Source organism: Rhizobium sp. 2YAF20 (genome assembly GCF_052114685.1).
Taxonomy (GTDB): domain Bacteria; phylum Pseudomonadota; class Alphaproteobacteria; order Rhizobiales; family Rhizobiaceae; genus Rhizobium.
Genome location: NZ_JBFRFF010000014.1, coordinates 54,118 through 79,657 on the forward strand (window position 1 = coordinate 54,118; position 25,540 = coordinate 79,657).

At 60.2% G+C, this 25,540-nt stretch carries 22 protein-coding genes; 6 read left to right on the forward strand and 16 right to left on the reverse strand.

Annotation, left to right across the window (positions count from 1 at the left end; genetic code table 11):
• The first annotated feature begins 79 nt into the window (after positions 1–79).
• Entirely contained in the window at positions 80–1,144 is a 1,065-nt protein-coding gene (locus AB4Z52_RS17525; RefSeq protein WP_442219202.1) for a cyclic nucleotide-gated ion channel, read from the forward strand.
• Between the two features lie 101 nt (positions 1,145–1,245).
• A complete protein-coding gene (locus tag AB4Z52_RS17530) occupies positions 1,246–2,535 on the forward strand; it encodes a nucleotide sugar dehydrogenase (protein WP_442219203.1) in 1,290 nt (429 codons plus the stop codon).
• On the opposite strand, the gene AB4Z52_RS17535 is transcribed toward AB4Z52_RS17530, so the two are convergent.
• Entirely contained in the window at positions 2,536–3,477 is a 942-nt protein-coding gene (locus AB4Z52_RS17535; RefSeq protein ID WP_442219204.1) for a UDP-glucose 4-epimerase family protein, read from the reverse strand.
• A gap of 175 nt (positions 3,478–3,652) precedes the next feature.
• On the opposite strand from AB4Z52_RS17535, the gene AB4Z52_RS17540 reads away from it, so the two are divergent.
• Both AB4Z52_RS17540 and AB4Z52_RS17545 read left to right on the forward strand, forming a co-directional pair.
• The gene (locus AB4Z52_RS17540; RefSeq protein WP_442219205.1) at positions 3,653–4,240 is read left to right on the forward strand and encodes a sugar transferase; all 588 of its coding nucleotides are present in this window, start codon (positions 3,653–3,655) and stop codon (positions 4,238–4,240) included.
• A gap of 124 nt (positions 4,241–4,364) precedes the next feature.
• On the forward strand, positions 4,365–5,720 hold the full coding sequence (locus AB4Z52_RS17545; RefSeq protein ID WP_442219206.1) for an O-antigen ligase family protein: 1,356 nt from the start codon (positions 4,365–4,367) through the stop codon (positions 5,718–5,720).
• On the opposite strand, the gene AB4Z52_RS17550 is transcribed toward AB4Z52_RS17545, so the two are convergent.
• From AB4Z52_RS17550 to AB4Z52_RS17565, 4 genes are all read right to left on the reverse strand, one after another.
• Positions 5,707–5,838 (reverse strand): hypothetical protein, encoded by a 132-nt coding sequence (locus AB4Z52_RS17550; RefSeq protein ID WP_442219207.1) that lies wholly within the window; start codon positions 5,836–5,838, stop codon positions 5,707–5,709. The two genes, AB4Z52_RS17545 and AB4Z52_RS17550, sit on opposite strands and share 14 nt — an antisense overlap.
• Before the next feature lie 255 nt (positions 5,839–6,093).
• A complete protein-coding gene (locus tag AB4Z52_RS17555; RefSeq protein ID WP_442219208.1) occupies positions 6,094–7,419 on the reverse strand; it encodes a dicarboxylate/amino acid:cation symporter in 1,326 nt (441 codons plus the stop codon).
• Positions 7,420–7,824: 405 nt separating this feature from the next.
• Positions 7,825–7,953, reverse strand: coding sequence for a hypothetical protein (locus tag AB4Z52_RS17560; protein WP_442219275.1), 129 nt, complete (start codon positions 7,951–7,953; stop codon positions 7,825–7,827).
• A 192-nt stretch (positions 7,954–8,145) separates the two neighbouring features.
• The gene (locus AB4Z52_RS17565; RefSeq protein ID WP_442219209.1) at positions 8,146–9,369 is read right to left on the reverse strand and encodes an MFS transporter; all 1,224 of its coding nucleotides are present in this window, start codon (positions 9,367–9,369) and stop codon (positions 8,146–8,148) included.
• Positions 9,370–9,496: 127 nt separating this feature from the next.
• Here AB4Z52_RS17565 and AB4Z52_RS17570 point away from each other — a divergent pair, with 127 nt between their 5' ends.
• Positions 9,497–10,270, forward strand: coding sequence for an AraC family transcriptional regulator (locus tag AB4Z52_RS17570; RefSeq protein ID WP_442219210.1), 774 nt, complete (start codon positions 9,497–9,499; stop codon positions 10,268–10,270).
• Positions 10,271–10,287: 17 nt separating this feature from the next.
• Here AB4Z52_RS17570 and AB4Z52_RS17575 read toward each other — a convergent pair whose 3' ends face one another.
• From AB4Z52_RS17575 to AB4Z52_RS17615, 9 genes are all read right to left on the reverse strand, one after another.
• Positions 10,288–13,542, reverse strand: coding sequence for a GH36-type glycosyl hydrolase domain-containing protein (locus tag AB4Z52_RS17575; RefSeq protein ID WP_442219211.1), 3,255 nt, complete (start codon positions 13,540–13,542; stop codon positions 10,288–10,290).
• 257 nt (positions 13,543–13,799) lie between these two features.
• Positions 13,800–15,608, reverse strand: a complete 1,809-nt coding sequence (gene atzF, locus AB4Z52_RS17580) for an allophanate hydrolase (RefSeq protein WP_442219212.1) — start codon at positions 15,606–15,608, stop codon at positions 13,800–13,802.
• On the reverse strand, positions 15,605–15,958 hold the full coding sequence (locus AB4Z52_RS17585; RefSeq protein WP_442219213.1) for a cupin domain-containing protein: 354 nt from the start codon (positions 15,956–15,958) through the stop codon (positions 15,605–15,607). The genes atzF and AB4Z52_RS17585 overlap by 4 nt, the downstream gene beginning before the upstream one ends.
• Positions 15,951–16,619, reverse strand: coding sequence for a cysteine hydrolase family protein (locus AB4Z52_RS17590; RefSeq protein ID WP_442219214.1), 669 nt, complete (start codon positions 16,617–16,619; stop codon positions 15,951–15,953). Before AB4Z52_RS17590 ends, AB4Z52_RS17585 begins: the two co-directional genes overlap by 8 nt.
• Positions 16,619–18,169 carry an ABC transporter ATP-binding protein gene (locus AB4Z52_RS17595; RefSeq protein ID WP_442219215.1) on the reverse strand — a complete coding sequence of 517 codons (1,551 nt, stop codon included), beginning with the start codon at positions 18,167–18,169 and terminating at the stop codon, positions 16,619–16,621. The genes AB4Z52_RS17590 and AB4Z52_RS17595 overlap by 1 nt, the downstream gene beginning before the upstream one ends.
• Complete coding sequence (gene biuH / locus AB4Z52_RS17600; RefSeq protein ID WP_442219216.1) at positions 18,166–18,867, reverse strand: biuret amidohydrolase; 702 nt, start codon at positions 18,865–18,867, stop codon at positions 18,166–18,168. The genes AB4Z52_RS17595 and biuH overlap by 4 nt, the downstream gene beginning before the upstream one ends.
• Before the next feature lie 10 nt (positions 18,868–18,877).
• Complete coding sequence (locus tag AB4Z52_RS17605; protein WP_442219217.1) at positions 18,878–19,804, reverse strand: ABC transporter permease; 927 nt, start codon at positions 19,802–19,804, stop codon at positions 18,878–18,880.
• Entirely contained in the window at positions 19,804–20,937 is a 1,134-nt protein-coding gene (locus AB4Z52_RS17610) for an ABC transporter permease (RefSeq protein ID WP_442219218.1), read from the reverse strand. The genes AB4Z52_RS17605 and AB4Z52_RS17610 overlap by 1 nt, the downstream gene beginning before the upstream one ends.
• A gap of 18 nt (positions 20,938–20,955) precedes the next feature.
• Entirely contained in the window at positions 20,956–22,083 is a 1,128-nt protein-coding gene (locus tag AB4Z52_RS17615) for a BMP family ABC transporter substrate-binding protein (RefSeq protein ID WP_442219219.1), read from the reverse strand.
• Positions 22,084–22,416: 333 nt separating this feature from the next.
• On the opposite strand from AB4Z52_RS17615, the gene AB4Z52_RS17620 reads away from it, so the two are divergent.
• Complete coding sequence (locus tag AB4Z52_RS17620; RefSeq protein WP_442219220.1) at positions 22,417–23,100, forward strand: GntR family transcriptional regulator; 684 nt, start codon at positions 22,417–22,419, stop codon at positions 23,098–23,100.
• Between the two features lie 108 nt (positions 23,101–23,208).
• Here AB4Z52_RS17620 and AB4Z52_RS17625 read toward each other — a convergent pair whose 3' ends face one another.
• Positions 23,209–23,475, reverse strand: a complete 267-nt coding sequence (locus tag AB4Z52_RS17625; RefSeq protein ID WP_442219221.1) for a hypothetical protein — start codon at positions 23,473–23,475, stop codon at positions 23,209–23,211.
• Between the two features lie 204 nt (positions 23,476–23,679).
• Positions 23,680–25,476: a M23 family metallopeptidase gene (locus tag AB4Z52_RS17630; protein ID WP_442219222.1), complete on the reverse strand. Its 1,797-nt coding sequence runs from the start codon at positions 25,474–25,476 to the stop codon at positions 23,680–23,682.
• Positions 25,477–25,540: the final 64 nt, after the last annotated feature.

Consider the following 25,540-nt stretch of genomic DNA (forward strand, 5'->3'; position numbering starts at 1 on the left):
CGCTCGATTGTCGCGGCACCCCTTTGCGCTTGATCTGAAGGCGTCCTATCCTGAGCAAGTGGTCCGCCGGGGGTATCGAATGCTGCGACTGTTTTTCTCGAAGATCTATTCGTTGCTCAATGCGCTACTCGCCGCGATTGGTCTTTTGGCAGTCGCCGCACTGACGACGCCCGATTTGACAGAGCGAGCAAGTCTCATTTTGGAGATCGTGCTCTTTGGCGTCTGGGCGGCCTATCTCCTGCAACTGTTCGCGACCATGGTCTTGCACCGGGCAACGGGCGTTCGTGACAGGTCCGCAGTTGTCGCCGACGTTTTGGCTGTGATCGTCCCAGCTGCAGCGTTCCTGTTCGTCGGCAGCCGTGACTGGAGTCTCTTCTGCGCCGTCTGGTTGCTGCAGCCGTTGCGTGGTTCGATGTTTTTCCGGTTGATGGCCAGGGTTCTCACCAACGAGGCTCGCAACCTGGTCGGCGTCACGACAATCTTCGGCATTGTCCTTTTTGCCGCAGCACTTGCCGCCTACCTGACCGAGCGCGACGTCCAGCCCGACAAATTCGGCAGCATTCCGCTGGCGATGTGGTGGGCCGTAGTGACGCTGTCGACGACCGGATACGGCGACGAAATCCCGCAAAGTCTGGCCGGCCGAACTCTTGCCGGGCTGGTCATGATGAGCGGGATCGGCATCTTCGCACTCTGGGCCGGCATTCTCGCCACCGCCTTCTACGAAGAAGTTCGTCGCCAGGACTTCGTGCGCAATTGGCAGCAGGTTGCGGCGGTGCCGCTATTCCAGAAGCTTGGTTCGGCCGCTCTCATCGAGATCGTGCGGGCGCTGCGGCCTCGCGTCGTGCCGGCCGGTACGGTCATCTGCCGCAAGGGCGAAGCCGGCGACCAGATGTACTTCATCGTCGAGGGCCGCGTCAGCGTCGCGACATCAAGCCCGGTGGAGCTTGGCTCCGGGAGCTTCTTCGGCGAGATGGCGCTGATCACCGGCGAACCCCGCTCGGCAACGGTCAGTGCCATAACCGAAGTTTCGCTATTGTCCCTCTTCTCGGTGGATTTCCAGATGCTGTCCAGCAGCAGCCCTGAGATCGCGGAAATCATCCGCAAGACCGCGCTCGAACGGCGAGGAGCCATTCCGCACGGATGACGAATTGTGCAAGATCGCGGACCTTTCTCTCATTTCCTTCAGAAAGATTTGAGCTGACATCCCTGTCGCCTATGCGCTAATTGCTGCGGTTGGCTAGGAAAATGAGCGTGAACGAAAAGATAGCAGTGATCGGCCTTGGCTATGTCGGATTGCCAGTTGCAATCGCCCTGGCTGCAAAATTCCAAGGCGTTGTCGGCTTCGACATCAAGGAAGCGCGGGTCGCAGCCCTTGCAAGAGGTGAGGACAATACGCGCGAGGTTTCCGCATCGCGGCTGCGCGAGACGACGCTTCAGCTGACAAGTAATCTCAAGGACCTCGAGGGCTGTACGCTGTTCATCGTCGCGGTCCCGACGCCGATCGACCGGAACCGCCAGCCGGATCTGCGCCCGATGATTTCGGCCTCGCGGACTGTCGGCCAGGTCATGAAAAAAGGCAGCGTCGTCGTTTATGAATCGACAGTATTTCCCGGCGTCACGGAAGACATCTGCGGGCCGGTGCTTGCCGAGGTTTCCGGTTTGGTCCAAGGGAGCGACTTCAATCTCGGCTATTCTCCCGAACGCATAAATCCCGGCGACCGCGAGCACACGTTTGAGCGGATCATCAAGGTCGTGGCCGGGGATACCCCTGAGACGCTGGAGCGGATCGCTGCGATCTATGGCGCCGTCGTCGAGGCGGGAATCCATCGCGCGCCGACCATCAAGGTCGCCGAAGCGGCCAAGGTCATCGAAAACACCCAGCGCGATCTCAATATCGCCCTGATGAACGAGCTTTCCATCATCTTCGAGAAGATGAACATCCGCACCGCGGATGTTCTGAACGCCGCCCGGACCAAATGGAATTTCCTGCCGTTCACTCCCGGCCTTGTCGGCGGCCATTGTATCGGTGTCGATCCCTACTACCTGACGGCCAAGGCGGAGCAGCTCGGATACCACCCAGAGGTCATCCTCTCCGGCCGGCGGATCAACGACGGCATGGGCAGCTTCATTGCCCAGAAGCTTATCAAGATGCTTGTGGCGGCCGAAAAACCGATCAACGGCGCCCGGATCGGCATATTCGGCTTGACGTTCAAGGAAAATGTTCCGGATCTGCGCAACAGTCGCGTTCCTGACATTATCCGCGAACTTCACCAGTTCGGCCTGGTTCCCCTGGTCCACGACCCCATGGCCGATGCGCATGAGGCAGGCGAGGAGTATGGCGTGCAGTTTACCCCGCTTGCCGAGTTTCCGCAGCTCGATGCCGTCATTCTCGCCGTCCCGCATCGCCAGTATCTCGTTGAAGACGCACGGGAAATCCTGGGTCTGCTGAAGCCGGGCGGTGTGATCGTCGACGTCAAGGCTGCCTTGGAGGTCGACAATCCCGGACTTTCGGGCCATTTGGTCTGGAGCCTTTGATCAGGCTTGCGAATTTTCTTTCAGAAATGCTCGCGCGGTCTGCCTTAAGCCATCATCGACCGAATAGGGCGGCAGCCAGCCCGTGATTTGCTGCGTCTCGCTGATATTGACCTGCAGCGAGCCAAGCAGGCGTTGCGCGGCAGCACCTTTTCCCAATAGCACCGCGGCGATCTCCAGCAGACGAGGAGGCACGGCAACGAGCCGGGAGCGAACGCCCAGGTTTTCGGCAAGTTTGCGCAGGAGTTCCGAGACCGAAAGATCCGTTCCGTCGCTCACCAGGAATGTCCGGTTTGCAGCGTCGGCTACATCGACCGAAACGAGAATGAAGTCAGCGAGGTTCCTGACGAAGACCAATGAGCGTCTGTTGGCAACCTGGCCGAGGGGCAGTGGCACGCCGCGCTTTACCCAGCGCAGCATGCTGGCGAAATTCGCCTTGACGCCGGGGCCGTAGACGAGCGGCGGGCGAATGACGACGATCTCCATTCCCGTTTCCGCGCCCAGCTGGAAAAGCGCCTGCTCAGCCTCCCATTTGGACTGGCCATAGGCATCCCCAGGATTTGGCGTATCTCCAGAGGTGAACGGCTTTCCAGGCGGGGTCGATTCCCCATTCACCTTGATCGAGCTTAAAAATATGAAGCGGCGAGCGCCGACCGCTGCGGCCTGACGCGCCAGATTGAACGTCGCGTCGACATTTGTAGCACGGAACGCGGAGAGAGGATCGCTAGCGGCCTCGTTCATGACATGGACCCGGGCCGCAAGATGAACGACCGTCGTCACGCCACGGAGCGCCGCCGACCAGTCGGATTTCCCGTCGATAGGTCCCGACGTGTAGAAACCGCCTCGCGGCGTCCGGCTCGTCGGCCGATAGGCGATCTGCCGATGGTCAAGCTCTTCGCAGAGAGCCTGACCGACGAAGCCTGTCGCTCCCGTCACCAAAATCATGCGATGCCCATTCGATTGAGTAGACTTCAGCTCTTACTTGGCCGCCCCTGAGAGTGCAATGTCGGTCGCTGCTTGAGGAAAAGCCACCGCACGCGATTGTGAAAGATCGCGCGATGTGAGATTTGAGCCGAACTTCAGTCAACCGGAAGAGCCGTCCTTACGCAGCGGCAGAGATATGTCCGAGAAAATGTCATATTCGATCGCCAAGCGCACATTCGATCTTATTGTCGCCGGTGTCGTGGCGCTCATCTTCGCTATTCCCGTCATTTTCATCGCGGCGGCGGTAAAACTGACGTCGCGGGGGCCCGTTTTCTATTGGTCCGATCGCGTTGGCCGCGGCAATCGCATCTTCAGCATGCCGAAATTCCGCAGCATGCGGACCGATACGCCGGCCGTCGCCACGCATCTTCTTGGGGATGCCAAATCCTATCTTACGCCGATCGGCTCTTTCCTCAGGCGTTCCAGCCTCGACGAATTGCCTCAGCTCTGGTCCATTCTGAGGGGCGACATGAGCCTGGTCGGCCCGCGGCCCGCGCTCTTCAATCAGCAGGACCTGATCGAACTTAGAACCGCATGCGGCGTCGAGACGTTGGTGCCCGGGCTGACGGGTTGGGCGCAGGTCAACGGGCGCGACGAACTGCCCATACCGGCCAAAGTGAAACTGGACCAAGAGTATCTCCAGCGGCGATCCTTAGTGTTCGATTTCCGGATACTGGTGCTAACGGCATTAAAAGTCGTGCGCGGCGAGGGGGTGAACCATTGACCAGCATTGCCGTTCTTGCGATCCGTAGCGCATTGCATTTCAAGAGCTTCCCGGCCGGTTGAGCGGCCAGGGCGAAAGGACCGAATACTTGCTCCCGAAGACACCGCATAATGAAGCCGTATCCATGAGCGCGACCCCGGCAATCGCAACGAAATCGATGTCCCTGCCGCTCACGATCCTTGGATGCGTGCTATGGCTGCTGGTTGCATCACCGGTTTTCGTGGAACGCGATACATACCGCTACGCAGGCGCGATCCTCGCCATTATCGCTCTGTTCCACTATCTCGGATTGAAGGATCGGCCGCGGACCAACTGGCTTGGCTGGCTGTGCATGGCCTGGGGCACCTATGTGGTGCTGCGCTTTGTCGCTATCTATCTCATGACCCGCGATCTCGGAGCGTCCGACTGGCTGTTTGCCTTTCCGTTCTTCTTCCCGATACTCGGCGTTGCGTTCAGTCTTTACGCGGCACAGCTTGAGAGGATCGTCGCCGCCTTTTTCGCTGTTGCCCTGGTTATGCTCGCGGCAACGACGCATTTCGAGCGAATATTTTCGGGCGAAACCGTCGTGCCACTGATCATGAACAATCAGATCCACGGCGCCGTTGCCTGTGGTCTCATCCTGATATCCGCCTCCTTCTGGCTGCTGCACTATATGACGACGAAATCGAGCAACGCTGCCTTTGCCCGGTTTGCCTATATCGCCGCGCCGCTGATTATCGTCATCTGCTTTGTCGCCATCTACGGTGCGAAATCGAAGGGCGTGTGGCTGGCGCTGGTCGTTACGCTGCCGATCGTGGGACTTGTCGCGCTGACCTACCTTAGGCGGAAGATGGGTCTGGTCATCATTGTTTGCGCCGCCGCGCTTCTGACAGCGGGGGTCTATGCGGTCCGTCACAATCTCGACAAGACAGCCGGCCCGACCGTTGCCGCGACGATTTCGCTGCTGGAAGGCATCGAGCAGGGAAGCGACTTCAGCGGCGTCGTCTCAGGCACGATCGAATCCACGACGACGCCGGTCTCGATGGATGAGCGCCTGCAGCTTTGGTACAATGCCGGAGAGCTCATCTTTTCGGCGCCGGTGTTCGGTTGGGGAAACGAGTGGTTGGAGCGGTGGCACCAGACGCGCTACGCGCATGTCCAATACACACTGATGCATAACGGCTATCTCGAAATCTTGATCCGCTTTGGCGCATTTGGCGCCGTCGTCATGACAGCCATTCTTGCGGCCCTGGCGGCTTCGGTGTGGCGGGCGTTTCGATCGGGGTTCATTCCGCGCGCAGCGTTCCACACCTATATGCTCGGCTTGTTCTACTTCGCACTGACGCTGCTGAGCAACTCCAACAATAGGCTGGCGATCGGTGAAAGCCTGGCGCTCCTGAGCTCGGCTTTCGCTTGCTGGTGCAACATGCAGCTATCGGCAAAGTCCGCGGCGGCGCATGAACAGACAGCACTAGCCGGTCAGGGAGCTACTCAGGCATGACGTATAGGCGGAAATTGAAGTACTGAGCCTGTTCGAAATTAACGACATCCTTCTGCCGATCGCCGATGTTTTCGCCGAACTGGCCAGAATAAAGCCGAATGGTTTGGGTGAAACGCATCGATATTTCGCATCAATCGCCCCGGCATCGGTGAGACAGCCTGAAACGCGGGGCAAGACGCTGGAGCAGTTCGAAGACGCGTTCTGCAGGAAATATGCCAAGAGGTCAGCCGGCCTAGCGCTCCTTTAGAGCGCCTGCCGAAGAAACTTGCGAAACGGGACAAGGCAAACGCGGCGAATGCCGCGTTTGCCTTTCAAATCAGAGGCAATTTACGCGAGGTCAAATATGTCCACCGGATTGCAAAAATACATCTGACTACGCCGTTGCATCAACAAGGTCGTGGCTCTCGTTCAGCACCTTGTTGGCCTGGATCTTGTCGAGGTCGCCTTCCCACGCAGCGATTACGACGGTGGCAACGCAGTTGCCGATGAGGTTGCCTGTCGCCCGGGCCATGCCGATGAACCAGTCGACTGACAGAACCAGAACCAAGCCGATGGCCGGGATCGATGGCACTGCGTTCAATGTCGCGGCGAGAATGACGATTGCGGAGCCGGGCACGCCGTGGGCGCCTTTCGACGTCAGAAGCGAGATACCCAAAACCAGCATGAGGTCGCCGATGGAAAGCGGCGTGTTGGTCGCCTGGGCGATAAAAACCACAGCCAGCGTGAGATAGATCGAAAAGGCGTCGAGATTAAATGAATAGCCGGTTGGAACGACGAGCCCGACCACCGACTTCTTGATGCCGAGGTGTTCAAGCTTGCGCATGATCTGGGGCAGCACGGCGTCGGAGGAGGCTGTGCCAAGCACGATGGTCAACTCGGAACGTAGATAGGCCAGAAATTTGAAAATGTTTAGTCCGGCCAACTTCATTACAACGCCCAGAATGACGAGGACAAAAAGCGCAACGGAGAGATAGAATAGAGCGACGAGGGAAAGGAGTTGCTCTAGCGAACCCACGCCATATTTACCGACCGTGTAGGCAACGGCACCGAGGACGCCCAGGGGAGCGAGGCGCACGATCAATCCCATCGCCCTGAAAAGTACGGTCGAGACGGCGTCGAGTAGAGAGTTCACCTTCTCCGCCTTCTCGGTGTCGATGAGGGCGAGGCTAACGCCGAAGATGATGGCGAAGAACAAAACCTGCAGCACGTCGTTGCGAGCCAACGCGTCGATTGAGGTCGTCGGTATGATGTTCAGAACGAAGCTGCCGATGCCCGCGCCCTGCAACTTGTGGGCACTGTCGACGTAGGTGTTCATCGCGCCGGCATCGAGTTTTGCCGGGTCTATATTCATCCCGTGGCCGGGACCGAAGGCGAAAGCGAAGATGAGCCCGAGCGCCAGGGCGATCGTCGTCATCACCTCGAAATAGATCAGCGCCTTAACGCCGACTCGACCGACCTTCTTGAGATCGCCCGCTCCCGCGATACCGTGGACGACCACGCAGAAAACGATCGGTGCGACGATCATCGAGATCAGCTTCAGGAAGCCATCACTGAGAACCTTCAACTGGACCGAGAAAGCAGGCGCATACATGCCCAACACGATGCCCACTAAGAGGGCAACGAGGACTTGGACGAAAAGAGACTTGTAGAGCGGGCTTGATTTCTTCCCGACCGTCATCGGGAGAATGTCTGAAGTCATTGCGAAGCTCCATTTCTGTTTGGGTGAATGAACGAAACTCGTTTTCGTGACGAAATCGGCGGCGAAACGTCGCTAAGGGGGGAGGACCTGCGTTGGGGCCGGTTAGTTGGATCGCCGGCTGTGGCGTCATGGGCGCAGGGATTGAGCACCCGATGCCGCGGGCTCCCAGCCGTTTTAATGTGCCACTCGAACGGGAAACACCAAGATGCCCGGCGAGTGTGCCAAGCACGCCTGAGACGATGGCTCCATCGATTGAGTTTTGTTTATTTGCCGATGCCTCGCTGCCTTGCATGCCAGCTTAGAAGCAAGGCGTATGCCAGTTCCACCAACATTGGGAATACAATACGTTGGTCAGCCGAGCTCAGTTTAGGTAGCGTCTTGCCCATATTTCAACCTGCGCTTCGCCTATTGGACACGCATTGGTTCTAGAAATTCTGCGATCAGATCAAGGCGATAAAGCGCTTGCCTGAGGGCGAGCGTCTGGCCGGGGCCGATTTTCGAAATGGCAAATCTGTTAAAGACCGGACAACGCAGTGCCTGTGGCGTTTAATAGTCCGTGGAGTGTGCTTCAAACATCATACGGGCAGGTTGCAAGGCTCGCACAGCGCGCGAGCGCTTACAGGCAGATCGGCAATCACGTGGTGGGTGCCGAATTCGAGGGCCAAATATGCCTTTCCCCGAAAGGCTGCCGCCTTTGCGGGGATCGAGGGTTTCCATGCCTGACGATCAAGCTTCCTTTCTCCCATGGCGCCGGCCCTTGCCGATATCTGGGAGAAATATCGTCAGCAGCCCCAGCAGCGGCAGATAGGAGCAGATCTTATAGACGAACTCGATCCCCATGTGGTCGGCGACGACGCCGAGGCTGGCCGCTCCAATCCCGCCGATGCCAAAGGCAAAGCCGAAGAACAGGCCGGCAATCATCCCGACGCGCCCAGGAACCAGTTCCTGGGCAAAGACGACGATGGCGGAGAAGGCGGAGGCGAGGATGACGCCGATGACGAAACTCAGCACAACCGTCCAGCTATAGCCGGCATAGGGCAGCGCCAGGGTAAAGGGTAGGGCGCCGAGAATAGAGAACCAGATCACGAACTTCGTTCCGAACCAGTCAACGACCGGGCCGCCGGCAACCGTTCCGATCGCCACAGCGCCAAGGAACACGAACAACAGAACCTGGGCGTGCTGGACCGATACGCCGAACCGCTCGATCATATAGAATGTGTAGTAGCTGGAGAGGCTTGTCATGTAGACGTACTTCGAGAACACCAGCATCGCCAGTATCGCGATTGCCTTGATGACCGTTGCGCGCGGAAGCGCCGTGGTTACCGGTACGGTCTTGCGCTGGGCGTTGGCGCGGCGATGTCCCGCATACCAGTTGCCGACCCGCCAAAGCACCGCCATCCCCACGAGGGCTACGACTGAAAACCAGGCGACGCTTTGCTGGCCGCGCGGCAAGACTATGAACGCTGCAAGCAGAGGTCCCAGCGCCGATCCGAAATTTCCGCCGACCTGAAACAATGACTGCGCCAGACCATGCCGTCCGCCCGAGGCCAGTCGCGCGACGCGCGACGATTCTGGGTGAAAAACAGCCGAGCCCAAACCGACCACGCCAGCGCCGATGAGCAAGACCCAATAGGCATGGGCGAACGCCAGAAGCACCAGTCCGATCAGTGTGAAACCCATGCCGACCGTCAGCGAATAGGGCAGGGGTCGCTTGTCGGTATAGATGCCGATCAGCGGCTGTAGCAACGATGCGGTGACCTGGAAGACCAGGCCGAGGAGGCCGATCTGGGTGAAATCGAGCCCATATCCCTGCTTGATCATCGGATAGAGGGCCGGGATCAGAGATTGCATCGTATCATTGAGCAGGTGGCAGAAGCTGACCGCCATGATGATGCCGAATACCGTCTCTTCGGCCGATTGTCTTTCCAAACTCACTGCGCTGTTCGTCACGATCAAACTCCCTTATTGGAGGCCATTCGATAGGCTGGTTGCTTAAACGTTGCTTTCGTGTTTTGGTCCATTTCTTTCGCGTGTGGGCCAAAGTATGGCGGGGCAGTCAGACGGAGAGGCAAGGGTCGTGCGGGAACGCCGTGATGAGCGCCTGAAGGCGATCGAATCGGACGGACCGATCTATCCTCTCCCGAGCGACTACACGCCGGGAGACGTCGTTGCGCGGCACAGCCATTCGCGGCCGCAACTGCTCTACGCCAGGAGCGGCGTCCTCATGGTGACCTCGACGGCGGGACGCTGGATGGTGCCGCCCGATCACGCTTTGTGGATTCCAGCCGGTATCGAACACTCCGTCGACATGGTGGGGCATGTGAACATGCTTTCGGTCTTCGGTGCTCCTAGCGCGCTGCCGGATGCAGTTCGTGTTGTGGCGATGACCGATCTTGCGCGGGCGCTGATCATGGAGGCAGCGGCGGCGCTGCCTGATGGCCATGTGACGGCGCGGATCGATCTCGTCATGCGGCTGCTGCTGGAGGTGATTTCGACGCTGCCGGAACGGTCGCTCGGCCTGCCCTTTCCGGGCGAGCCTCGGCTTGCGGCGCTCTGCCGCCGATTTGTGCTCAATCCCTCGCCCCATCTCGTCATCGACGATTGGGCGAAGGAGCTTTCCATGAGCCGGCGTACCTTCACGCGCGCATTCCACCGCGAGACTGGTCTCAGCCTGTCGATCTGGCGCCAGCAGGCTTGCCTCTTCGCTGCTTTTCCGCGCCTGGCCGCCGGGGAGGCAATCACTAGCGTCGCGCTTGATCTCGGCTATGAGAGCATTGCCGCCTTTACGACCATGTTCAAGCGCATGCTCGGCGCTTCACCCCGGGCCTATTTTGGCAGGAAGGGTCCTTAGCGGCGGAACCGGCGAGGTTACGCGTCGAAATCAAGCGTAACCTCGTCAAGCAGCTGCGTCAGCGGCAGCAACGGCTTGCGAATGCGTTGGCCCAACTGCCTCTTGAAGCCGAGGACGTTCAAAAGAAAGCTTCTCGTATAAAGGCCGGGGCCGCTTGAATAGGTGCGCCAGCCGCCATCGACTGCCAAGTCGCCGGCCTTCACGCGATCCCAATCGGTTGCCGCCTGATAGCGGTCGTGGAAGGCAGCGTCGCTGCTGCTGAAATAGGTGTTGCGCTGGCGCAGCGACGCGTGCGGCAGCCGGTCGGTGACCGAGATCGGGTTGACGAGCGCCAGCGCGTCCCAGAGAGCGTCAGCCTTTTCGTCTATTGCCAGCGCCTCGCAATAGCGCAGATGTGCGTGGACATACATCAACCCGATCTCGCGGCCGAAGAAGGACGACGACTCAGCCCGTCGGAACAGCGTTTCAGGCCCGCCGGAATATCGCGCCGGTTTTTCCATCAGTCTGACGCCGTCGGGAAACAACAAGTTCTCGTCGATCAGCTTCATGTGGCTGTGCCGCTGCTCGGGCGTGAAGAGACCGCCGAGCATGGCCTGTGTCATCGAAATCAGCGAAAAGTGCAGCCCGGTGCGCCGATCGTCGGGATGGAGCAAAAGCTCGACCTCGTCATGGTCTGGATCGAACAGGCCGTAGCCAGCGACGATCCCATCCCGGATCAGGAAGCGATTGAAATCCTCTTTGATCGCCGCGGCCGTCTGCGCAAGCGACTTGCCCTCCTCGGTCTGACCGCGATGGTCGAGAATGGCCGAATAGCGGACGATCTGTTCGTAGAGTAGCGAAACGGTCCAACTGCTGACCATCCAGTCGCGCAAGTGAGGATCCGCCGGCTGCAGGCTGTCATTCCAATCTCCTTCTCCATATCGGATCAAGTGGGTGCCGGGAATGGAGCGCTCGCGCACGGTCTCCAGCAGTTTTTCCACATGCGCCGCGATCGAAGCCGTCTCCGGCGTTCTCTCGGCTGTTTCGTCGACGCGCCAGGATGCCGTCTCGTCCAGGAAACCGAAGTCGCCGGTCGCTTCGATGTAGTCGCAGAGTGCCTTCAACGGCCAGACGACGATATCGCCATGGCTTTCGCCGGAGCGGATGTTCGAATAGGGCTCGAGCATGAACCATTGGGGCCAATCGCCGCGATCGCGATACTGCTCGGCAAAGACGATCGAGAGCAGCTGCTTCACCTCGGCATCATGCTCATAGGCGAGCAGAAACTCGACCGGACCTTGGCACGCGTCGCGGGTGCCCCAGGCAGCGCCGGTATATTGTTCGAGCCCATGCGGAACGCTCAGATGCACGATTGCGTCATGTGCCATCCACGGCAGGATCGTTGCCTGGGCAGCAATATCAGGGCCCTTGCCAGCAAGGTCGAGGCCGCGTGTCACATGACGCCAGAAGGCTGACGCCGAGGCCAGCTGCTCCTCATCTGCGACGCCGGCCTGATAGCGCTCGGCGAGGCGTTCGCCCTCCGCCGCGTCACTCATCGATCCGACCACTGCGAAGGAAAGCGCGTTGGTCACCCGGGAGGTCAGCGCGACGTAAGCGCCGTCCCGTGCGATGCCATCGCCATAGAGCAGTTCGTCGCCGCCGATAGCTTCGATCGCGTCGGGCGTCGATGTCACAAGGTGGTAGGCTGCCTCAGGAAAACGCTCGCCCCAGAGCCAGCCGGGGTCCGGCCGAAATGAGACGCGCTTGGCTGCGGCATCGATCTCGATCCGACCGCTGGTTTCGAACTCCCGCTCGCCAAGCACGACATGTCCGAAGACGAGGAAACGGCAGGGAGCACCCTTGACCACAATGTTCCATTGCATCGCCGGATCTTGGCCTGATGCCACCGATGTCACGGTGATGGTGCGGTCAGGCAGACTGTAGATCCAGCGGCAGTCGCTAAGCCCCATCTCAAACACGGTGGGAACGGCGAGCATCTGCCAGCCCTGGCCGATATCGGCAAGGATGCGCAGGCCGCTGGTGCGCGTCAGATTGTAAGGATCGCGGGAAACGGAAAACAGCTTGTGAAACGATGTGTTGCCGATGGTCAGTTGCGCGGCGAAGATGCCCTGCATCCAGCAGGTTGCCGCAAGCGTCCGGTCGTCCGGCAGCATGTTGCCGCCGCTGCGAAGGATCGCGCCATGGCGCCGGGCGACGGCAAGTTCCTTGTCGCGCAGTACGATGTGGCGATTTTGAAATCCGTTCTTCACGAAGAAGGAAAGCAGGCGACCGTCGACGCGCTCTTCCAAGTCCCGGACGGGATAGAGCCGTTGAATAGCCGCTGCATCGAGCGATACCGCTGCGACCAGCGGCGCATCCTGAACGACGCTGCGCACCGGGTGCATTTCATCGATGTCGGATCTGGAGTGATCGGTTGCGAAATCGGCGACAAGGTCGAGACGGGAAAGGTCCGCATCGCTCGACGCCTCGGGATGATCGGCGACGAACAGGCCGAAAAACCGCGTGACTTGAGGATTGCTGCGGCTAAGGGACAGAGGTCCGGACTGGAGCGTTGAACAGGCCACCTCATGCTGGCGCCGCGCGCTGGGCAGGCTCGCGCCAAAGGCGGGCACCATATGGCTGTCATGCGCGCCGACAAGCTGGATAGCGTCAGTTGCATAGGCGGCCGCTCGATCGACGCAGCCCTGCGCCAACCAGGGGTTTCTTGCGCCGCTCTGTTTGAGATTCTGCCTGTTCATGATGACGGAGCCGAATGCTGGGTGCTCGGCGATGTGATGGTCGATATATTGGGAGGCGTAGGCTTCGCTTCCCATCAGGAAACCCCGGTCCCCAAGACCGATGTCCTGGAGCAGCACGAGATCGGCTGGAACGACGTCCGCAGTCCTATTCTCAAGCGTTACGGTCCAGAGCCAGATCGCTTCGGTTGGGTGCAATTCCAGCTGGACACTATGTCCAACCCCTTGCGTCTCTCCGCTCCACGAAAAAGCTGCCCCATTCTGGCCGAAGCGGACGGCGGCTCTCGGACCGACAATTTCGGCGACCGCCGGGCGCTGCCCGCCGATCCTGATGTAAAGCCTGCCGATACCGCCATAGAGCGGCGAGCCGAGGACCTGGTTGATCATTGCGGTCCCCTGCGGATCGGTATGCTCGATAGCAAAGAGCGTGCCGTTGGGCAGAGCCGACGCCGATAGGCCGGCCTCGTTGGCGATGGAGAGCAAGCCGAGATTTTCTCGGTGCGGCGTCTGGAAGCTGCGTTTGGGTTCGGAGGACATAGCTGGCATCCCGTGATTCACATCGGTTGTTACTAGAGCACAGGAATGTCTGGGATAATAGGACGCGACAGCAGGCATCGCAGTGCGGTCCCTAGCAAACGCTCGATTTTCGCGCCGGGACTACACGCCTTCATCGCTTGTGGCACAGGCGGCTTCACTCGATTAGGAGACGCTGTGCAAATGTGGCCTTTGATTAAATTTTCGGCTTAGAGGCGATGATGGCGTTGGTGACCACGAGGGGTGGATGGGCGCGGTTTCTACATCGCCTCGAGGCTCTTGACGTAAGCCCGCCAGCCGCCGTGGCCGGTTATGTCGCTTGCTCCATCCAGACCCACGGCCTCGACCAGAAAGCCCTTGGCGACGCTGTCGTCGCCAAGCGTGATCGTGCCGATGCCGAGAGGGGCTGGGATGGCGGCGACGAACCGCCCGAAGGCGGCCGGCGTCAATTGCCAGACCTCGACCGCAATCTCTGCGCCTTCGCCGTCGTCAACGCGGATCAGGCCGGGCTTGGCAGGGATTTGGCCGGCAAGAGCGAAGAGGCGGTAGCACGCGGCCGTCCGAGCCGTCCTTACAAAGCGCGCGCCCAGTGTGCGAAGCTGTCCGTTCAACGGCATGCCGGACAGATGCGCGCCAACGACGACGAGATCGATGAGATCACTTCGCTCTGTTTGCGGAGCGCACCGCTGCACCGGCTGCGCCCATCCAGTGGCTCCGAGCGACAGGCCGCTTGCGTGATGCAGATCGCGGGCGAGCTGCGCGGTCAGTGCATCACTGCCGAAAGGTGCAAGCAACGTCACGCTTGCCGGAAGGCCATCGGCGCGCGTCCCGGTTGGAACCGCGATGCCGCACATGTCGAGAAGGTTGACGAAATTGGTGTAGGTGCCGAGGCGCGAGTTCTCGCGGATCGGTTCGGCCTCAAGGTCCGCGCGCGTATAATGTGTGGGCGCGGTTGGGACGCAAAGAATATCGACGGACGCGATCAACGGCTCAACCTGCCGCTTCAACGCCTGCAGGGCATACAGGCCATTGAACGCGTCTGCTGCGGAAAGCGCCTTTGCGCCGCCGTAGATCTTCCGGGTGACCGGATGAAAGCTCGCCTCTTTCTCATTGAAGAATGCATCGACGGCCGCATAACGCTCGGCCACCCAGGCGCCTTCATAAAGCAGGTTTGCAACCGCGTAGAAATCCGAGAACGGCAGTTCCACCAGCCGGTGCCCAAGGCTGGCAAGTGTCTCCAGTGCGCGCGCATAGGCCGCCTCCATCTGCCGGTCGCCGAAGAACTGGAGATCGGCTATCGAGGGAACGCCGATCACAAGCGCCGGCGGAGTTGCGCCAAGTGCTGACGTTTCGACAACTCTCGAATAGGCATCCGATGGATCGGCCTTTGCGGCCACGGAAAAGACGGACCAGGCATCATCGACCGTCAGGGCAAAGACGGAGACGCAGTCCAGCGTGCGGCACGCCGGGATCACGCCGGTCGTCGACAGTGCGCCGAGGCTCGGTTTAAGGCCGACAATGTTGTTCAATCCCGCCGGGATACGGCCCGAGCCGGCAGTGTCGGTTCCCAGCGCGAAGCAGACGATGCCGCGGGCAGTTGCGACCGCTGAGCCGGAGCTCGACCCGCCGGGCACCAGCGCCGGGTCGATTGCATTGCGCGGTACGGGATAGGGCGTGCGGACGCCGACGAGGCCGGTGGCGAATTGATCGAGATTGGTCTTGCCGATCACTAATGCGCCGGCCTGCCTCAGCAGACGAACAACGGTGGCATCGGCTTGCGGCAAATAGGAATAGTCGGGGCAGGCGGCCGTGGTCGGCATGCCGGTCACGTCTATGTTGTCCTTCACGGCGAAGGGAATGCCCCATAGCGGCCTCGACGCGGGGTCGAACGGCCCAAGCGCTTTCGCCTCGGCAATCAGGCTTGCTCTGTCTGCCAGATGAAGAAAGATACCGGGATCGTCCGCCGCCGCAATGCGGGCAAACACCGTGTCGATCATGTCGATAGGCGTCCAGCCGCGGGCAAAGGCGGCATGCAGAGAGCTGATATCGAAAACCTGACCGTCGATCATGCCGCTTCCTCTTCGAGGATAATGACCGGCCGATCCCATTGGATGAGCACGACACAGCCGATGTCGCTCCAGACAGAGTGCTCCGTGCCCGCCGCGTTCACCAGATAGCTTCCCTTGCCATAGTCGCCGGTCTCGTCGGACTGCGTGCCGTCCAGCACCAATATGGTTTCCAGCCCCTGGTGCAGATGGCGCGGAACCGCGGCGCCGGCCTCATATTTTAACAGTGCCACGCCTGGCTGGTCGCCCTCGAATTGGCGGATCCAATGGATCGTCACCCCCGGCCGAAAAAGACCGAATTCGAGGCGGCGCCAACCGTCCGCGGTGAGATCTTCGCGTGTGGTCTCAGGCACGATCAATTCCTTGCAATATATCATCAATATGCGCGGTCCAGCCGACGATCGCGCCCTGGGCGCGGATCATCGCAATGGCCGAGGCTTTAAATTCGGCAAAATAGCTTTCGGTCGCTTCCTCGATGAGCAGACACTCATAGCCCCGGTCGTTCGCCTCGCGCATCGTTGTCTGCACGCAGACCTCCGTCGTTACGCCGGCAAAGACAAGCTGGCCAATGCCGCGGCTCTTCAGGATATCGCCAAGCGGGGTCGCGTAGAAGGCTCCCTTGCCGGGCTTCTCGATGACGATCTCGCCGTCGATGGGAGCGAGTTCGGGCAGGATTGCCGTTCCCGGCTCGCCAGCGATCAGCACCCGCCCCATCGGTCCATCGTCGCCGATGCGCAGGTCAGGGTCGCCGCGGTTGCGCTTTGCCGGCGGCAGGTCGGAAAGGTCGGGCCTGTGGCACTCCATCGTGTGAATGACCGGCAGCCCTGCCGCGCGAAAGCCTTCGATCAGGCGTTTCACATCCGGCACGATGCGGGTGATACGGCTGACATCGTTGCCAAGACTTGCGCCGAAGCCGCCGGGCTCGGCAAAATCGCGCTGCATGTCGATGACGATGAGCGCAACTGCGTCCAGCCGGAGTGGAAAGGCGAACGGCTCAGCCATGATCTCAGCCATCAGTGATGCCCTGCCATGTGCGCGCCGATGACGGCAATGTCCGCCGCAAGCGCCGGCGTTTCATAGACCAGCCTTCCTTCCGAAATGACCATGATCCGATCCGACATTTCCAAAAGCTCGTCGAGGTCCTCGGACAGCAGAAGCACAGCCGTGCCGGCGTTGCGCGCCCGCATGATCCGCGCCCGGATTTCCGCAACCGCCGAGAAATCGAGGCCGAAGCACGGATTGGAGACGATCAGCAGATCGACCTCGCCTGTCAGTTCGCGGGCGAGCACCGCGCGCTGCACATTGCCGCCGGAAAGTGCGGCGATCGGCGATGACGATGACGCCGTCTTCACCTTGAAGTCAGAAATCAGGGACACGGCGCGGCGGCGCATCTTGCCGGCGTTGAGCCAGATCGCATCGGCGCCGTTCTCCTTGAGATCGAAGGTGCGGAACGAGAGGTTTTCCGTCACCGTCATCCGCGGCGCGCAGGCATTCTGCAGCGGCTCTTCGGGAATGAAGCGGACATTGTGCTTCCGTGTCTCCTCGCGGGTGGCGTTGTAGTCCGTACCGTTGACGCTGATGCTGCCTGAATTCGGCGGGCGCTGCCCGGCAAGAATTTCGATCAGCTCCTTCTGCCCGTTTCCGGAGATACCCGCTACGCCGACGATCTCGCCGGCCTGAACGGTCAGGTTCTCGATATTGATTGTCTTCAGGCCCGAACGATCAGGCGCCCTGACCTTTTGCAGCGAAAGCACCGGCTGTGTGCTGCTTTCGACCGGCAGTCTCGTATCGAGTTCGGCCAGTTTGACATCGCCGATCATCATTGATGCCATTTCGCTTGTCGAAAGCTCTCCGACCTTGCCGCCGCCGACCAGTTTTCCGCGTCTGAGAATGGTCACAGCGTCGGCGAATTTGGTCACTTCGTGAAATTTGTGCGAGATCATCAGGACTGTAAGCTCGCCGCGCTCCGTCATGCCGCGCACCAGCCCCAACATTTCGTCCGCTTCGGCTGGCGTCAGGACCGACGTCGGCTCGTCGAGCACGAGGAAGCTGCGGCCTAGATAGAGCTGCTTGACGATTTCCAGCTTCTGCTTCTCGCCAGCCGCCAGATCACTGACCGCACGATCGAGCGGGATCTTGAAGGGCATGCGCTCCATGAAGGCTGCAAGCTCCTTGCGCTCCTTCGCCCAATTGATGATGGCCGGTACTTCCGTTCGGCTGATGACGAGATTTTCGGCGCCCGTCAACGACGGCACCAGCGTGAAATGCTGGTAGACCATCCCGAGCCCATAATTTGCCGCATCCTTCGGGGAGGCGATCGACACTTCGCGGCCGTCGACGGAAAGCGAGCCCGACGTCTGGTGGTAAAAGCCCATGATGCATTTGACCAGCGTCGATTTGCCGGCTCCGTTTTCGCCGAGCAGCGCGTGGAACGAGCCTGCGGGAATGTCGATCGACACGTGATCGAGTGCCGTGAAGCCGCCGAACCTCATGGTCATGTCGAGTGTCTGGACGCCGACGGCGGCGCCCGCCTTCGGGAGAGACGTATCGCTGATGCGCATCATGGCAATTGGCTCACGAGCGAGGCCGAATTCGAAACGGAGCCGAAGACGCCTCCTTGCATCTTCACCATCTTGATCGCGGCCAGGTGGTTGCCGTAGTCGGTCGCTCCGCAGCAATCCTCCAGCAGCAGGCATTCGAAGCCGCGGTCGTTTGCCTCGCGCATGGTGGTGTGAACGCAGACATCGGTGGTGATGCCGGTCAGAATGATGTTCTCAATGCGTTTCTGGTTGAGGATCAGCTCCAAGTCGGTCGCGCAGAACGAGCCTTTGCCAGGCTTGTCTATGATCGTTTCGCCGTCGAACGGCTTCAACTCGTCGATGATGTCCCAGCCGGGTTCGCCGCGCACCAGGATGCGCCCGCAAGGGCCTGGGTCGCCGATGCCGGCATTGATGCGCTGCGAGCGCCAGCGCTTGTTGGCCGGAAGGTCGGCAAGATCCGGACGATGGCCCTCGCGCGTATGGATGATGTGGTAGCCCTTGGCTCGCATCGCCGTCAGCACCGAGTTTATCGGTTCGATCGGAGCCCGCACCAGCGACAGGTCGTAGCCCATGTGATCGACATAGCCGCCGGGCCCGCAGAAATCAGTCTGCATGTCGATGATGATCAGCGCCGTGTTGTCGGGCCTAAGCGCGCCGTTATAGGGCCAGGGATAGGGGTCGGCGGTGATGTAATGTCCTTTTGTGGTCGCGAGCGCATCCATAGTCTGGCTCCTATTTCGTGATCGAAAGCGCGGCAGGCGCGCCCGAAAGCGAGCGCGTCGGCGACGAAGTGATGATCATGATGACGAGGGTCATCACGTAGGGCGCGGCGTAGAAAAGATAATATCCCTCGGACACGCCGACGGATTGCAGCGCCGGGCCGAGCGCACCAGCGCCGCCGAAGAGCAGGGCTGCCAGAAAACAGCCGATCGGGTTCCAGCGCGCGAAAATCACAAGCGCAACGGCCATCAGGCCCTGGCCTGAAGAAATGCCTTCGTTCCACGATCCGGGATAATAGAGCGACAGATAGGCCCCCCCAACGGCTGCCAGCGACCCGCCCGCGGCAGTCGCGAGCAGGCGGATGCGATCGGGGTCGATGCCCATGGCTCGGGCAGCATCGGTGCTGTCTCCGACGACGCGGAGGATGAGGCCGACGCGCGTGTTGCGAAAAGCCCACCACAGAACTACTGCAAAGACCGCACCGATGAGAAAGAGCGCATTGATGTTCAGAGCGGCCTGGACCTGCGACACGCTCGACCAGAACCCGAGTGGGATGGCAGGAAGATGGGGTGCCGCCGGTTTGATGAAGGACTTGCCGAGAAAGAACGCCATGCCAAGGCCGAACTGCATCATGGCAATACCGATCGCGATGTCGTTGACTTTCGGCCACTTGCAGATCCAGCCATGGACGGAACCGAACACCGCGCCTGTCGCCATTGCGGCGAGCACGCCAAGCCAGGGCGAGCCCGTCATGACGGCAACGGCATAGGCGGTCATCGCACCAAAGACGAGCGTTCCCTCAAGCCCGAGATTGATGCGACCCGAGCGCTCGGTGATGGTTTCGCCAAGACTGACGAAGATGAAGGGGGTGGAGACACGGATGGCGCCGGCAAGGATTGCAAGCGGTACGCCCCACAGGCCGATTACGGTCTGTTCCATCAGGCGCTCCTCTTCCAGAGATCGGGATTGAATATCTTCAAGCGGCCGTAGAAGGTTTCGCAAAAGAGGATGACCACGAACAACGTCCCCTGCAAGACGAGGACCGTTGCGTCAGGCAGCCCCATGCGGCGTTGGATAAGGCCTCCTGAGGCATCGATGCCGCCAAGCAAAATGGCGACAGGAATGATGGCCAGCGGATTGTGCCTTGCCAGAAAGGCGACAAGAATGCCGGTATAGCCATAGCCGGCTGCGAGCGACGCATTGGCACTGCCCTGCACGGCGGCCACCTCGATCATGCCGGCAAGTCCGGCGCAGCTGCCGGCAATCCCCGTGAAGCCGACGATCAGGCGGCCGACTGGCAGTCCCTGGATCTGAGCGGCGCGGACATTTCCACCGGCGATGCGGGCTGCAAAACCATAGCTAGTGATCTCGATTAGGACCCAGGAGACGACGCAGGCGACAATGCCGATGACGAGCCCCCAATGGACGTCCATGCCGGGAATGTTTCCGAGCCGGTCGATCGCCGGAAGCGGCGCCGTCGAAGGCTTGTTGAGGCTGGCGGGATCGCGCAGCGGGCCTTCGATGAACTGGTTCATCAGTGCGATGGCTATATAGGCCATCAGCAGCGAGGCGATGGTCTCGTTGACGCCGCGATAGTGTCTGAGGAAGCCGACGAAGCCGATCCAGACAGCGCCCATGGCCATGGCGGCAATTGCCATGGCGAGAAGCACCAGAAGCGGCGGTACGCTATTGACCAGCGGCAGGGCAATCGCTGCTGCCGCGACGCCACCGAGAACGACCGCGCCTTCGCCGCCGATGATGACAAGGCCGAGGCGCGCCGGCAGGGCGACACAGAGCGCGGTGAGCAGGAGAGGGGCTGCCCGGCTGAGGCTGTTCTGGATGGAGAACCAGCTACCGAAGCCGCCCTGGTACATATACCGGAAGAGATCGGTCGGCGACTTGCCGACCGCCAGGATGAACAGTGAAAACAGGGCGAGGCCGAACAGGATAGCACCGAGGCCGATGGCAACCGGCTCCGCCCGCCGTGCCAGCCACTCGAGCGTCGGAGCCATTGTCGCTTGCCATTGGGCTTGCGTAATGGGTGCTGCGGAATTGTCTGCCTCGATCGTCATGACGCCGCCCCTGCTTGCTTAGGCTGTCGAACCGACCACACCTTCGACGAGATAGTCCATGCTCTCGAGTTCGATCGCGTCCTCGGCGTAGCTCTTGCCGGGATCGACGATCTGCTTGCCCTTGTTGTCCTTCATCGGACCCTTGAACACTGAGAAGCTGCCGGCCATCATCTCGGCCTTGGTCGCCTCGAACTTTTTGGCTGCCTCCGCCGACACGCCGGGGCCAAGGGGGCTCATCTTGACGAAGCCGTCCTTCAGGCCGCCGCGAACGAAGTTCCCCAGCTTCTGGCCGGCCTGCGCCTGCTTGATGAAGTTGGTGTAGACATTGCCCCACGCCCATTCGGCGCCGGTCAAGTACTTCTCCGGCGCAAGCGGGCTCTGGTTGGCATGGTAACCGCAGACGAAGGCGCCGCGACCGGCGGCAGTCTCGACGACGACCTTCGGGCTGTCGACGTGACAGGTTATGACGTCGGCGCCCTGGTCGATCAGAGCGTTCGTGGCTTCGGCTTCTTTAACCGCCAGCGACCATTCGCCGGTGAAGATCACCTGGCATGTAATCGCCGGATCGACGGAGCGGGCTCCGAGGAGGAAGGAATTGATGTTCTGCAACACCTGCGGGATGGGCTTGGCCGCAACAAAGCCGATCTTCTTGCTCTTGCTGGCATAACCGGCCGTGATGCCGTTCAGGTATTGCCCCTGACCGATATAGCCGAAGTAGGAGCCCGTATTCATCGGGTTCTTATCCTTCTGCCAGAGGCCGCCGCAGTGACGGAACTGGATGTCAGGGTATTTTGCAGCCATGGCCAGCATGTGGGGGTCGAAATAACCGAAGGATGTCGGGAAGATCAGCGTGGCGCCGTCGAGATTGATCATCGACTCCATCGTCTTTTGAACGTCGACCGTTTCGGGGACCTTCTCCTCCTCGACGACGGTGACGCCCGGCATTGCCTTGACAACGGCGGCACCTTCCGCGTGGGCCTGGTTGTAGCCATAATCGTCCTTAGGGCCGACATAGATGAAACCGACGCTCAGCGCAGTCTGCCCAAAGGCGCCGGTCGCGAGGAAGGAAGGCGCCAAGCCCGCAGCCACACCGGTGGCGGTGGTCTGCAGAAACGAGCGGCGTGTCATGGGAAGGAGTTTGGTCATGGGAGTGCTCCTCAAGGGCGATGGCCGGTTTGAAATCCTACAGAAAAGTGTATGCAATGGTCGTGCCAGTTTCTATGATATTGAAAACATTTATATTACTGATATATCAATGACGATCAGCGAAAACTGCATGCACTTTTGACAATCAAAATGATGAAAAGAAGAGCAGGCTCCAAGAATGAGGCAGTTGACTTGGGTGCAGCCAATGGGAAACTCCCCGCCGGGAAATCACGCTGCACTGGGCGCCTAAAAATACAGTTTTCCCCACGGATTTGACATCTTTGATGTCGAAAGGCATCTGTATGCAAATCATCTAGAGTGTTAGATTCTCCTGTGAAACACGTCAGACGAAAGCAAATCATCCGGGCGGGAACGACGGTCGAGCAGGTTGTGCGAGCGATTGCGGATCTGATCGTCACGGGGAAAATGCAGCCGGGCGAACGGCTCGACGAGCTATCGCTCGCAGGCCGCTTTGAGGTATCCAGAACGCCGGTGCGGGAAGCTCTGCGTCAGCTCTGCGCCATGGGACTTGTCGGCCGCGAGCCGAACCGCAGCGCCGTCGTCACCAATGTGACGGGCAATTATCTCGCCTCTATGTTCGAGGCCATGGCCGAGCTTGAAGGGATTTGCGCGCGGCTCAGCGCCGAGCGCATGACGATAGACGAACGTCGCTCGCTGGAGAATGGCCATCGCCACTCGATTGACCTGGTTCACGCTGGCGATGAGGAAAATTATGCTGCCTACAACATCGAATTTCATACGAGGCTTTATCGCGGTGCACATAATGATCACATCTGCGATCTCGTGACGCAGACCCGGGCGCGGCTTGCGCCATTCCGGCGGGCGCAGTTCAGATTACCAGGGCGCCTGGCGAAATCCTATGATGAGCATGCCGGCATCGTCACAGCAATCATGCGCGCCGATGGCGAGGCTGCCGGTCGCGCCGCCTACGCCCATGTTTCAATTGTCAGCGATGCAAGTGCTGTCTTTGCCTCGACTGATGCGGTGCGCGGATAAGATGCGCAACGATCGGGCGCAGGGCGCTCATGAGATCGAGCCCAAGCTGTGCATCACACGATCACGGCGTGCAGCGTCGAAGTACGAAGCAGCACGCCTTGCATTTGGCTAGAAATCTTGCCAGCTGCCTTGGCTCGGCGACTTGGCGTTCGAGAAAGCCCTGTTGACGCCAGCCACCATTTTTTGAACCGGTGAGCCAAACTGCAGATTTTCTCCGCGAGCGATCGCCGATCGGGCCGACATTATTCTGTGAGCAGTTGCGACGTGCTTGTCGTCGTGACTGTCCGCGCCAAGATTGAATTGAGAGATGAGATCGTGCAACTGGCTTGCTTCCGACGCGGGATTGGCACCGGCGGCATTGGTCTCCTCGACCATGTCTGCATTTTTCTGCGTGACTACCTCTTAACTATTACCAATAGTTTTTATTTTTGGCATGGCGACACATCAGAAGCATAGAAATTCTCGCTATGCAGCATAAACGCTATGTTCCCTCAGTATTTTCCTGAGGGGAAGCCGCTGGGCAATCTTTGCCGAAGGCGCCGATGGGAAAAGCCCGCGATGCCGCGCGCGCGGTTCCAGCTATTTTCGCTCGAGGGATGAGAAGGCCTTGGCCTGCGCTGGTGCCGCTGCCGCTGCCGGCCCCGATACATCGAGGTAGCTCATGATGCTGTCGACGTGATTGACCTGCGAACGCAGGTTATCCAGGGACTTGCCGGTAAGATTGGTGCCGGCGGGCAGGCTGGCGGTCAAGGGATTCTCGTATTGGCCGTTGACCCGGAGCTCGTAGTACAGATGGGGCCCGGTCGAATAACCAGTCGAGCCGACATAGGCGATGACCTCGCCCTGCGTCACGCGCTGCCCGACCTTCAGGTCTCGAGGTGTCGAGGCTATATGAGCATATGTCGTCTCGTAGCCGCCGTCGTGGCGGATGCGAACATATTTGCCATACCCCGTTTCGGAATCGATCTTTTCAACGACCCCATCGCCGGCTGCGAGGATCGGAGTGCCCATTGGCGCGCGGAAATCGACGCCGTTATGAAATTTCTTCACGCCGAGGATAGGGTGAACGCGCCACGCAAACCCATCACCGAGTTTTCCGCCGGGGACGGGGCGATGCGCAAGATACTTTGCGACCGAATGGCCGTCTTCGTCATAGAATTCAGACAGCGCGTCGGGTCCATTGCGATGTAGATAGAAGCGGTGGGCCTCGTCGCCCGAATGGAACTCGATGAACATCAGTTCCTGATTGTCATCATCCGATTTACGGAAGAGCAAGTCGACGCTGTCGGGCGCGTTGTCGCCGACACCGAGCGTGATGCCTTTCGAAGCCGCGAGCTTCATCAAGCCCGTCGCCGCATCGTCGGAAAGCCCGGCCCGCTCCAGCCGTGAGCGCAGGCCTGTCTGATCGCCGTCCCGCACGCCCTTGAGATCAACGGCTGCGACCTCGGTGGAGGAAGGTGCTTCTGACTGGCCTTCGCTATACAGAGTGGAAAACAGGCGGTCGTCCGAAAGTGTGACGAAACCGTCTGCATCATCCCGCGCCACGACACGTTCCCCGGCCTTGTCGCCGTTCAGTTTCGCCATGATGAGCTTTGGCTGTCCATCGATCGGGTTCTTCTCCATCAAGAGCTCGAGACTATCGCCCGGCGCGACGGTGTCGGTTGCCAGCGCCTGCACGAGCTGATCTCGGTTCTCGTCTCCAAGGCCTGCAGTTTCAAGCACATCCGCCAATTCCTGCCGGTTCTTCGGCATGGACACCAGGCGCTTGATCTCGCGGGTGGGCGGCGCTTCGGCCGAGGTGTAGCTGACATTGAGCGGAACGCCACGCACCGGGAAACGCGACCGTTTGCCGGAAATCATGGTGCCGGGAGGTGAATAGATACCGTTTCGCATGTCCGCCAACAAAGGCTGCGACCATCGCCCGGTATAGGATTGCGTTTCATCCATCTGCGAGGACGCGGCGGCCATGGATCCGCCTTCGCCGTAGTCGCTCGCATCGCCTTTGAAGACAAGGGTCAGGCGGTGATAGGTGAATATTCTGGTCTCGCCGCTTGAGAGCGTTTCGGCAACTTGCGCGAAGCGTGAGCCATCAAAGCGTTTCCGGCCGGCAAGCCGGTTTGCCTTCGGCATTGAAGGCTGTGATTGCGCCACCTCGGAATGCGGCACCTGAACCGCCTGAGCGATCGTGTGCCGGGCGAGCAGAGGATAGATTACCGCGGCCAGCAGACCGAAGGAGGCACCAGCTCCCAAGCCGATGGCGATCAGGTGGCGCAGATGAGCAGAGCGCGGCAAAAAGGGAATATGAAATTCGTGGTGTGGATGTGCCTGGATTGCCGCTTCTGCCGGGAATTGCACGTAGAGCGGACTTTCGGCCATAGATGCGGGAAACCCTTGCAGATCACGGTGATGGCCAAGCTAAGGCTGAATATGGCGAAAACTA

Excerpts from the sequence above, each read along its gene's own strand:
- AB4Z52_RS17525 (WP_442219202.1), top strand. The coding sequence starts at position 80 with ATGCTGCGACTGTTTTTCTCGAAGATCTATTCGTTGCTCAATGCGCTA.
- AB4Z52_RS17530 (WP_442219203.1), top strand. The coding sequence starts at position 1,246 with ATGAGCGTGAACGAAAAGATAGCAGTGATCGGCCTTGGCTATGTCGGA.
- AB4Z52_RS17535 (WP_442219204.1), bottom strand. The coding sequence starts at position 3,477 with ATGATTTTGGTGACGGGAGCGACAGGCTTCGTCGGTCAGGCTCTCTGC.
- AB4Z52_RS17540 (WP_442219205.1), top strand. The coding sequence starts at position 3,653 with ATGTCCGAGAAAATGTCATATTCGATCGCCAAGCGCACATTCGATCTT.
- AB4Z52_RS17545 (WP_442219206.1), top strand. The coding sequence starts at position 4,365 with ATGAGCGCGACCCCGGCAATCGCAACGAAATCGATGTCCCTGCCGCTC.
- AB4Z52_RS17550 (WP_442219207.1), bottom strand. The coding sequence starts at position 5,838 with ATGCGTTTCACCCAAACCATTCGGCTTTATTCTGGCCAGTTCGGCGAA.
- AB4Z52_RS17555 (WP_442219208.1), bottom strand. The coding sequence starts at position 7,419 with ATGACTTCAGACATTCTCCCGATGACGGTCGGGAAGAAATCAAGCCCG.
- AB4Z52_RS17575 (WP_442219211.1), bottom strand. The coding sequence starts at position 13,542 with ATGTCCTCCGAACCCAAACGCAGCTTCCAGACGCCGCACCGAGAAAAT.
- atzF (WP_442219212.1), bottom strand. The coding sequence starts at position 15,608 with ATGATCGACGGTCAGGTTTTCGATATCAGCTCTCTGCATGCCGCCTTT.
- AB4Z52_RS17590 (WP_442219214.1), bottom strand. The coding sequence starts at position 16,619 with ATGGCTGAGATCATGGCTGAGCCGTTCGCCTTTCCACTCCGGCTGGAC.
- AB4Z52_RS17595 (WP_442219215.1), bottom strand. The coding sequence starts at position 18,169 with ATGATGCGCATCAGCGATACGTCTCTCCCGAAGGCGGGCGCCGCCGTC.
- biuH (WP_442219216.1), bottom strand. The coding sequence starts at position 18,867 with ATGGATGCGCTCGCGACCACAAAAGGACATTACATCACCGCCGACCCC.
- AB4Z52_RS17605 (WP_442219217.1), bottom strand. The coding sequence starts at position 19,804 with ATGGAACAGACCGTAATCGGCCTGTGGGGCGTACCGCTTGCAATCCTT.
- AB4Z52_RS17610 (WP_442219218.1), bottom strand. The coding sequence starts at position 20,937 with ATGACGATCGAGGCAGACAATTCCGCAGCACCCATTACGCAAGCCCAA.
- AB4Z52_RS17615 (WP_442219219.1), bottom strand. The coding sequence starts at position 22,083 with ATGACCAAACTCCTTCCCATGACACGCCGCTCGTTTCTGCAGACCACC.
- AB4Z52_RS17625 (WP_442219221.1), bottom strand. The coding sequence starts at position 23,475 with ATGGTCGAGGAGACCAATGCCGCCGGTGCCAATCCCGCGTCGGAAGCA.
- AB4Z52_RS17630 (WP_442219222.1), bottom strand. The coding sequence starts at position 25,476 with ATGGCCGAAAGTCCGCTCTACGTGCAATTCCCGGCAGAAGCGGCAATC.